Raw genomic sequence first — 9,674 nt, 5'->3', positions numbered from 1 at the left:
GAAAATGTTGAACTGCATATTATGGGAGGCGGACCCGATGCAGAGCAGCTGAAACAGTATGAACATGCTTCGATTAAATTTTATGGCTATATCCCGTATGCTGAAATGATTTCTATTGCCAAAGGCTGTGATATTTCAGTTAATGCCATTCATTCATATGCAATGCAGTCAATTACCAACAAACTGTCGGATTATATGGCTTTACAAAAGCCCATTTTAAACAGTCAGGTAAACGATGAAGTAGCAGATGTTTTAAAACTACTGCCTCACGCCAACTATCGTTCAGGCGATGTGGAAAGTTTTGTGCAGGCCGCACGAACAATTTTATTACATAAAAACGATCCTGTGCGATCTGAAGAAATTATCCGCCGCTTTAAACGTGATGTTTCCTACCAAAGAATTGTCAACCTTATTGAAAGATTAGGTCATGAATAAACTGATCAAACGCCTATTCGACATCATAGCTTCGGCGTCCGGCTTGATTATTTTGTCACCAGTATTTTTGATTTTGATTTATATCATCAAGAAAAATCTGGGCTCACCGGTATTTTTTACCCAAGAACGCCCGGGTGAAAATGGTCAACCGTTTAAAATGATTAAATTCCGCTCTATGAGGGACGCTGTTGATACTCAAGGTAATCCCCTTCCTGACAGCGAACGTTTAACACCGTTCGGACGCAAACTGCGCGCCACAAGCCTGGATGAACTACCCGAACTTTGGAATGTTTTAAAAGGAGATATGAGTCTGGTAGGACCTCGTCCATTATTAATGCATTATTTACCTTTTTACAATGACTTCCAAAACCGCAGACATGAAATGAAACCCGGTGTAACAGGCTGGGCACAAGTCAACGGTCGAAATGCATTGTCATGGGATGAAAAATTTGCCCACGATATTTGGTATATTGATAACTTCAGTCTTTGGCTGGATATCAAAATTTTATTCTTAACGGTTAAGAAAGTATTTATCAAGGAAGGCATTTCTGCAGACGGAGAAGCTACTATGCCATATTTTACAGGCAATAAGACTGAAGAAAAATGATATACTCATTTTCTACAGACTGTCGTGTAGAACCGATGAAGATTTTAAGCCAACCTCACTAAATAACATCCAAGTATTTACGCTGCTCAGTTCCTAAATTATCTGCTGTCTATCATGTTTCAGGCAGTTTTTTTACCGTACTTGCTATATTCAGAGCATGAATATAGAATATCTGGGATTAAAGTCAGTTACTTAACTTACTTTCAGTTTATATTCATAGTTGGAAAGATTATAAATTTATTTACATCAGTGGCAATATCAAAAAGGATTTTATTACGCCAAAGCTTATAGAATGATTAACCACTGGATTAGAAGCTTCGGAAAACAATATTCGCCTAAACAATCCTAATGACTTTACTTGGGAATATCATCCGTATTTCCAAATTTAAATCATTCAGATAAGCTATCGGATTTTATTATTTAAGTAATCATCTGATTTTAGGAATATAATAATTATAATTAAATTTTCATTTATGGGTCGTAAACAAGTCTCGGCAAATTACTGGCTTTTTTGTCCGGCCAACAAAAATAGAGATTGTCAGGGTTTTGACAGACAGTCACTTGTAAGGTTCGCTTACTACGGCTACTGCCGATAAATTAAGTCTTCCTTATATAATGCGCTTTGGCAGCAATGAAAAAAGCCGTCTGAAAGATGATTTGGGCTTATCTGTTTGTACTGGCGCAAATTGCGTGATGAATTTTTAACGACACTTTTACGACACGCGACACCATTAATTTCCATCCTACTATTTTGCCTGAATACAAAAGTACAGGCAGTTACAATTTAGCCATTATTGATACGTTAAACGAATGGGGTATTTCTGCACATTACGTTGATGCAACTTAATTGATACAGGCGAATGAATTAAAATCGAACATTTTGCCATAGATTCTGAGACCGATCTCGAACAGAAATCCATGCAAGTTTTAGAATCTTTTGCACAAAGTATCATTATGCACGAAGTAAACAGCCAAGAAAAACTTCCCACCAATCCGAATATTGGCAGCCGTTACGTTAGCCGAGACGAAATGGAAGCCATAAAACAGATTCAGCCAAATGATGATGTTGACCGTAAAATCCGTGCATTCTGGTTCCCTCCTTATGATGGTGCTTATGTAGAAATTAACAGCCAAAAATATACTTTAACCAATCGTCAAATTCTGGAAGAAGTTGCACCAAAAAATTCAACCAGCCTTTTTACAGGAAAAGCAAATGCTTAATACATCTCTCTCTCCATGGCCCAGCTTCACCCAAGAAGAAGCAGATGCAGTATCACGCGTACTGTTGTCAAACAAAGTCAATTATTGGACCGGCACCGAATGCCGTGAATTTGAAAAAGAATTTGCCCAATATATTGGGACCGAATATGCTGTTGCGCTATCAAACGGTACGTTGGCCTTAGATATTGCCCTGAAAGCCATAGGCATTGGTGCAGGTGACGATGTGGTTGTAACATCACGCACCTTTCTTGCTTCTGCATCATCCATCGTGACGGCAGGTGCCAATCCGGTGTTTGCTGATGTGGATTTGAACAGCCAAAACATCAACGCCGAAACCATCAAAACCGCACTTACCCTTAATACCAAAGCGATTATTGTGGTACATCTGGCCGGTATGCCTGCCGAAATGGACGGCATCATGGCCTTGGCGGAAGAACACAAACTATGGGTGATTGAAGACTGCGCTCAAGCGCACGGCGCAGAATATAAAGGCAAATCCGTCGGTTCGATCGGCCATGTCGGTGCATGGTCGTTCTGTCAGGACAAAATTATGACCACTGGCGGAGAAGGCGGCATGGTAACAACCAACAATAAAGATTTGTGGAACAAAATGTGGGCATACAAAGACCATGGGAAAAGCTACGATGCCGTTTATCACCGTGAACACGCACCAGGTTTCCGCTGGTTGCATGAACGCTTCGGCACCAACTGGCGCATGATGGAAATGCAAGCCGCCATCGGTCGCATTCAAATCAAACGTATGCCTGAGTGGACAGCCAAACGCCAGGCAAATGCCGAACAATTAACGCAATCGCTCAGCAAATTCAGCAGTATCCGTTTGATTGAAGTAGCGGATTACATCAAACATGCGCAATACAAGTATTACGTTTTCGTCAAACCTGAAAACTTGAAAGAAGGCTGGACGCGCGACCGCATTATCAACGAGCTGAATGCGCGCAAAGTGCCTGTTTATCAAGGTAGCTGCTCGGAAGTTTATTTGGAAAAAGCATTCGAAAATACACCATGGCGCCCGAAAGAACGTTTGAAGAATGCGGTTGAATTGGGCGAGACCAGTTTGATGTTCTTGGTACATCCTACGTTGACAGCAGAAGAAATGGCTTTCTGCTGCCGGCATATTGAAGAAGTTTTAACAGCAGCAACTGTGTAACCGCCTGTTTTTTTTTCAGACAGCCTCAAATGCTTTAAGGCGGTCTGAAAAATCCGTTTAGCCGACAGTTTTTAATATTATTCAGAAACTACCAAAATGAATTTGGAAACCTTATTAGCTTTACCCCGCAGCATAAAAAAGACATTTTTTGTCACTCATGATGTAGCGATGATTTTCATTGGCTTTTGGTTTGCTCAAAGCTTGAAATCTCATTATTCCGATGAATGGCTGAGCATGACCAACTGGCTGGCTTTCATCGTGACTGCGGCTGCAAGCATTGGCGTTTTTGTGCGCTTAGGTCTTTATCGAGCCGTCACACGCTATGTGAGCACCCGCGTATTGACTTCTGCCGTGATTGGCAGCATAATTTCTGCTTACGTATTTTTCATCAGCATTCTGATTTTTGAGCAGCGTTTGACCTTCGCGCCGCCACTGGTTTACTTCTTGTTTTTGGTTGTTTTAATCACCAGCTCACGCATGATTTTGCGTGCGATTTTATCGGACAGCCAAGCCAAACAAATGACACCGGTAATTATTTATGGTGCTGGTCGTTCAGGTCGACAATTGTTGGAAGCCATCAAACAAGTACGCGAATACAATGCCGTAGCCTTTGTTGATGACGACAAAAGCATCCAGCGCAGCGTGATTTATGATTTGACGGTTTACGCGCCGAATCAAATCCAAAGTTTAATCGACCGTTACGGTATCGAAAAAATCTTGTTAGCTATCCCGAGTTCGACTCAGGAAGAACGCAAAACCATTATCGAGCACTTGAAAAAATACAAATGCGAAGTCTTGACCATTCCGGGCATGAAAGATTTGGTTGATGGCAAAATCAATGTCAGTTCATTGAAAAAAATTTCGGTGGTAGATTTGTTGGGACGAGATCCTGTCGAACCCCGCCCCGAACTTATGCATGCTGATATTGCCGACAAAATTGTGATGGTGACCGGTGCCGGCGGCTCAATTGGTTCCGAATTATGCCGACAAATTTTACACTGCCGTCCGGCCAAACTGTTACTGTTTGAATTATCTGAATTTTCCTTATACAACATTGACAAAGAATTGCGCGAAACACAAACAGAAACCGGCAGCGAGATCGAAATATTGCCGTTATTGGGTTCGGTACAAAATAAAGAACGCCTATTAAGCATTATGCATGCTTATCAAGTTGAAACCGTTTACCACGCTGCAGCCTATAAACATGTTCCGATGGTTGAATTCAACACCATCGAAGGCATTCAAAACAATATTTTCGGTACGCTGTTTTGCGCACAAGCAGCCGTTGAAGCTAATGTCGATACCTTCGTATTGATTTCGACCGACAAAGCCGTTCGCCCGACCAACACCATGGGGGCTAGCAAACGTATGGCAGAGCTATGTTTGCAAGCTTTAGCCGCAGAACCAAATCAGCATACCCGTTTTTGTATGGTTCGTTTCGGCAATGTATTGGGTTCATCTGGCTCTGTTGTACCGGTATTTGAAAAACAGATTGCGGCAGGCGGCCCGATTACACTCACCCACCAAGACATTACCCGCTACTTCATGACCATTACCGAAGCTGCACAATTGGTGATTCAGGCCGGTGCGATGGGCAAAGGCGGCGATGTCTTTGTATTAAACATGGGCGACTCAGTAAAAATTATCGACCTTGCCAAACAGATGATTAACCTGAGCGGATTGAGAATTAAAGATGACAACAATCCTAAAGGTGATATTGAAATCAAAGTTACCGGCTTGCGTCCGGGCGAAAAACTGTATGAAGAGCTGTTAATCGGTAATGAGGTACAAAAAACGATTCATCCCCGTATCATGACTGCCAACGAAGTAATGCTGTCATGGCAACAGTTATCTGACATACTTGCACGCATGGAGTCTGCGTGCCGACACATGGATCAATCCATGCTTCGCTCATTATTATTAGAAGCCCCGACAGGCTTTAACCCCAAAGACGATATTTGCGATTTGATTTGGCGGCAACATCAAAAGACCGTCTGAACGTACAGACAACAGCCGTTTCTTTCAGACGGCCTTTGAACTCTCTTAAGATTTACAAGGATATCCTGACACATGAAAAAGCTTACCTTAATCAGCTTATCATTCCTCATCTTTGCAGGCGGTTGCAGCAGTACGGCCATTATTCCTGGTTCAGTACTCAAAACTAAAAATAAAACCATTATTTACAGTGAAAATGAAACCGCAACCGACACCAATTTGGACGACCGTGTGGCCGTGTTCCCCATCACGCCCAATCTGATTGAGCGTATGCGCGAACCAGTCATTACAGCCCAGACAAACCATACCCTCGCCCAACAAAAATCTAACTACCAATACCGTGTCGGTAACGGCGACGTCTTGAATATTATGGTATGGGCACACGCGGATTTGAACTCACCTGTTCAACAAAGTAACCCTCAATCCCATCAGGTCAGCCGGGGCGCATGGGTAGATGAACGCGGCTATATCTCTTATCCTTTGATTGGCAGTATTCATGCCAAAGGAAAAACCATTAACGAGCTGCAAAACATTTTAACCTCACGTTTGCGCCGTTACCTGAAAAATCCACAAGTGGTGATTAACGTGACCGAATTCCGTTCGCAACGTGTATCAGTTGCGGGCGCTGTTACCCAAGCCGGACAATTGCCGATTACCAATATTCCGATGACCATTTTAGATGCCATCAACCAAACCGGCGGCGTCGCTTCTAATGCCGATACGCAAAACATCAAATGGACACATAACGGCATAGACCGCACCATCTCACTACAAAACATGCTGCAATACGGTGATATGTCGCAAAACCATATGCTGAGTAACGGCGATATTATTTATGTGCCAAACAACAGCAACAGCAAAGTTTATGTGATGGGTGAAGTCGGCCGCCAAACCTCGCTGGCCATCGGCAACCACGGCCTGAACCTAACTCAAGTGTTGGGTGAAGTAGGCGGCATGAATCAAAACTATGCAGATGCCACTGGTGTATTTGTGATTCGACGTGCGCCAAACGATTTGGAAAAACCGATTCATGTGTATCAGCTCAATTTGCGCGATGCTACTGCTTATGCCGTTGGCAGCGAATTCAAACTGCGTGCTGAAGACGTGATTTATGTCACTGCTGCACCAATTGCCCGCTGGAATCGTATGGTCTCTTTGATTACCAACTCCATCAGCAGTATAACTGCTTTAGATAGAGCATTCCGTAACTGATTATTGTTTTTTACTGTTAACTGATTATGTTTCAAAATATTTTAGTTGTCTGCCACGGAAATATCTGCCGCTCGCCAATTGCCGAACGGATTTTGCAAAAAAAACTGCCAAACCACCTTGTCCATTCGGCAGGTATCCAAGCGCTAGCAGGAAAAGACGCCGATTTTCAAGCCATCAAAACCGCGCTGAAACACGGTGTGGTCGTTGCCGGCCATACCGCACGGCAGTTGACTGCTGAAATGTGTGATAAAGCTGATTTGATTTTAGTCATGGAGCCGGAGCAAATCGACAAAGTAGCTGATATCCAGCCCTCAGCGCGCAGCAAAACTATTTTATTTGCCCAATGGTTAAACAAAAAAACCGTTCCTGATCCCTTTCGCCGGAGCCCGGAAATGTTTGAAGCCGTTTTTCAGCAACTTGAAGAAGCAGCTCAAAGCTGGGCACAAAAGCTAAGCAACTCACAACATTAACCCCCATGACTTTTGTATATTTCATCAAAAAGTCATGAATTAAGATTACTTTAAATTTTAAAAAGAAAGTTTACTGATGACGAAACCAACAACATCAGCACCCATCGCCAACGACGAAATCGATATCAGTCGGCACATACAAAACCTTTGGGCGAATAAATATAAAATCGCACTGGCCGTATTGGCCGGTGGCGTATTGGGTGCACTGTTCAGTATAGCCGCAACGCCGGTTTACCGTGCCGATGCCATGCTGGAGATTGAAACCAAACAAAACCAGATTCTGACTGAAATCAGCAGCATTTTCTCCAATCAGCCCTTACCTTCAGAAGCCGAATTGGAATTGATTCAGTCACGTTTAGTATTGGGAAAAACAGTTGACGACTTGCATTTGGATCAAGAAATCACCCCTAAATTTTTTCCGGTTTTCGGCCGCTTGGTTTATAACTTAAGCAACGATCTCAAGCCTGAATTGAAAGTCAGCACTTTTACTGTTGGAGAAGAATGGTTCAACCAACCAATCAAACTTACCGTTCGCGACAACAAATCATTTATTCTAACCCTGCCCGATGAACACTCCATTGATGGCCGTGTCGGCACACCCGTGCGCATCAATAATGAAACAGTGCTGAAAATTGATCGGATTTTAGCGAATCCCAACCAAGAATTCCTGCTGACCAAATTCTCAAGACCGAGTGCCATTGAGAATATCAAAGATGAGCTGGGTATTTACAGCAAAGGCAAAACCAGTCCGATTATCAATCTGACTTACACCGGTACCGATCCGAAAAAAATCAGCATGATTCTAAACAACATTGCCGATAATTATGTTGAGCAAAACCGTGAACGCGACATTCAAGTGGCCTCCAGCGGTTTGGCATTTATCAGTAAAGAGCTGCCCCGTCTAAGAGAAACCCTACAAGATGCAGAGAACAAACTCAATGCCTACCGCCAAAGATCGGGCTCTTTAGACATTCCTTTAGAATCCAAAGGCGCATTGGAAAGCCTGATCAATATCGAAACTCAAATTACCATGCTGCGTACAGAGGAAGCCGGTTTGGCTGAACGCTATATGCCGGAACACCCTTCTTATAAAGCAGTGTTAGATAAATTGTCGGTTTTGGAGAATGCCAAAAACAAAATTAACCAACAAATCGCCAACCTGCCACACACGCAGCAGGAAGTTATCCGCCTAACACGTGATGTAGAAACCAACCAAGCCACTTACGTCCAGCTTTTGAGCAAGCAGCAGGAGTTGAACATTGTGCGCGCCAGCGCACAAGGCAATGTCCGCGTGGTTGACCACGCTTACGAACCGGAAATCCCAATCGCTCCGCGCAAAGCCGTGATTATCTTATTGAGTGCATTGGGTGCAGGTACCTTGGCTGCATTATGGCTTTTGCTTCGCAGCACCTTGCGCAACGGCATCACCTCTTCCGAAGAAGTCGAAGATTTGGATATGGAAGTAATGGCACTAGTGCCGCACTCACAATCCCAACAAAAACGCAACAAATTGAAAGGCCGATTTAAATCGCTTTCTAACCGTCCTGTTTATTTGTTGGCTTATGAAGACAGCACAGATGTTGCCGTGGAAGCTGTACGCGCTTTACGTACCAATCTTTATTTTTCCATGCTTGAAGCCAAAAACAATGTGCTGATGATTACTGGTGCTGCCCCGGGTGCCGGTAAGTCGTTTATTTCAGCTAACTTGGCGGTTGTGATGGCACAATCCGGCAAAAAGGTATTGATAATTGATGCTGATATGCGTAAAGGTTATTTACAACAATCCTTTGGTACAGATTCAGAATTTGGTCTATCACACATCCTGTCCGGCCAAGCTTCTCCTACTCAAGGCATACAAGCCACTTCCATTGAGAACTTAAGTTTCATCAGCAATGGCGGCTATCCGGGCAATCCGTCCGAATTATTGTTAGACAACCGTTTCAACGAATTGCTGGCTTATGCCCAAACGCATTTTGACTACATCATCATTGATACGCCACCGATATTAGCAGTAACCGATGCTTCAATTGTGGGTCAACATGCCGACACAACCCTGATGGTGGCACGCTACGGTGATACCACTTCCAAAGAATTAGAGATCAGTGTCGACCGTTTGAAACAAAGCAATGTCCAAATCAAAGGCGTGATCTTAAACGGCATGAAACGTGAAAATAACAACAGCTATGACTATTATGCTTATGCCGACTATAGCAATAATGCAAAAGCCAAAAAGTAACAGCATATAATCAAAAGGCCGTCTGAATATTTCAGACGGCCTGAATCCTTTGCAAAAGCCTTCCCCCCCCCAAAAAAGCTTACTCTAAGTTATCAAGTAAGCTTTTTTCGGCTAAAAGGCCCTTATATTTTCTATATCCCCCGTCTTCATAGGGCATTTCCACCCTTTCAGACAACAACAGGCACACGAAGCCTGTTGGCAGCCTTTAGCAGGTTGGCACAAATTGCTTTCAAATGACTTTGCGCTGCGGCTTTCAGCAATCTGAAATAAGAAGCGCGGCTGTATCGGAATGTAGGTGTCGCGTTCCGAAACACTGTTCCACCATAACGC

8 protein-coding genes and 1 pseudogene are annotated in these 9,674 nt (G+C 43.3%); 8 read left to right on the top strand and 1 reads right to left on the bottom strand.

Annotated elements, in window-relative coordinates; translation table 11 throughout:
- The 8 genes from C7N83_RS11575 to C7N83_RS11540 form a co-directional block, all read left to right on the top strand.
- The coding region (locus C7N83_RS11575) for a glycosyltransferase (protein WP_146135152.1) at window positions 1–435 on the top strand (435 nt) is incomplete at its 5' end.
- Window positions 428–1,042 (top strand): sugar transferase, encoded by a 615-nt coding sequence (locus C7N83_RS11570; RefSeq protein ID WP_106742807.1) that lies wholly within the window; start codon window positions 428–430, stop codon window positions 1,040–1,042. The genes C7N83_RS11575 and C7N83_RS11570, both read left to right, overlap by 8 nt.
- Before the next feature lie 918 nt (window positions 1,043–1,960).
- On the top strand, window positions 1,961–2,263 hold the full coding sequence (locus tag C7N83_RS16260) for a hypothetical protein (RefSeq protein ID WP_245911219.1): 303 nt from the start codon (window positions 1,961–1,963) through the stop codon (window positions 2,261–2,263).
- Complete coding sequence (locus C7N83_RS11560) at window positions 2,256–3,431, top strand: DegT/DnrJ/EryC1/StrS family aminotransferase (RefSeq protein WP_106742805.1); 1,176 nt, start codon at window positions 2,256–2,258, stop codon at window positions 3,429–3,431. The genes C7N83_RS16260 and C7N83_RS11560 overlap by 8 nt, the downstream gene beginning before the upstream one ends.
- Before the next feature lie 96 nt (window positions 3,432–3,527).
- Window positions 3,528–5,429: a nucleoside-diphosphate sugar epimerase/dehydratase gene (locus C7N83_RS11555; RefSeq protein ID WP_106742804.1), complete on the top strand. Its 1,902-nt coding sequence runs from the start codon at window positions 3,528–3,530 to the stop codon at window positions 5,427–5,429.
- Between the two features lie 72 nt (window positions 5,430–5,501).
- The gene (locus C7N83_RS11550) at window positions 5,502–6,638 is read left to right on the top strand and encodes a polysaccharide export protein (protein ID WP_106742802.1); all 1,137 of its coding nucleotides are present in this window, start codon (window positions 5,502–5,504) and stop codon (window positions 6,636–6,638) included.
- Window positions 6,639–6,664: 26 nt separating this feature from the next.
- A complete protein-coding gene (locus C7N83_RS11545; RefSeq protein ID WP_106742800.1) occupies window positions 6,665–7,108 on the top strand; it encodes an arsenate reductase/protein-tyrosine-phosphatase family protein in 444 nt (147 codons plus the stop codon).
- A gap of 76 nt (window positions 7,109–7,184) precedes the next feature.
- Window positions 7,185–9,344, top strand: a complete 2,160-nt coding sequence (locus C7N83_RS11540; RefSeq protein WP_106742799.1) for a polysaccharide biosynthesis tyrosine autokinase — start codon at window positions 7,185–7,187, stop codon at window positions 9,342–9,344.
- Window positions 9,345–9,511: 167 nt separating this feature from the next.
- Here the strand turns inward: C7N83_RS11540 and C7N83_RS11535 are convergent.
- Window positions 9,512–9,674, bottom strand: a pseudogene (locus C7N83_RS11535) (IS5/IS1182 family transposase); the annotation flags it as partial.

It is taken from the genome of Neisseria iguanae (assembly GCF_003013245.1).
GTDB classification, from domain to species: Bacteria; Pseudomonadota; Gammaproteobacteria; order Burkholderiales; family Neisseriaceae; genus Neisseria; species Neisseria iguanae.
This window is presented reverse-complemented; position numbering and strand designations above follow the sequence as displayed.

Bases quoted from the DNA above. Each gene is read 5' to 3' on its own strand.
- C7N83_RS11545 (WP_106742800.1), top strand. From the start codon at position 6,665: ATGTTTCAAAATATTTTAGTTGTCTGCCACGGAAATATCTGCCGCTCG.
- C7N83_RS11550 (WP_106742802.1), top strand. From the start codon at position 5,502: ATGAAAAAGCTTACCTTAATCAGCTTATCATTCCTCATCTTTGCAGGC.
- C7N83_RS11540 (WP_106742799.1), top strand. From the start codon at position 7,185: ATGACGAAACCAACAACATCAGCACCCATCGCCAACGACGAAATCGAT.
- C7N83_RS16260 (WP_245911219.1), top strand. From the start codon at position 1,961: ATGCAAGTTTTAGAATCTTTTGCACAAAGTATCATTATGCACGAAGTA.
- C7N83_RS11555 (WP_106742804.1), top strand. From the start codon at position 3,528: ATGAATTTGGAAACCTTATTAGCTTTACCCCGCAGCATAAAAAAGACA.
- C7N83_RS11560 (WP_106742805.1), top strand. From the start codon at position 2,256: ATGCTTAATACATCTCTCTCTCCATGGCCCAGCTTCACCCAAGAAGAA.
- C7N83_RS11570 (WP_106742807.1), top strand. From the start codon at position 428: ATGAATAAACTGATCAAACGCCTATTCGACATCATAGCTTCGGCGTCC.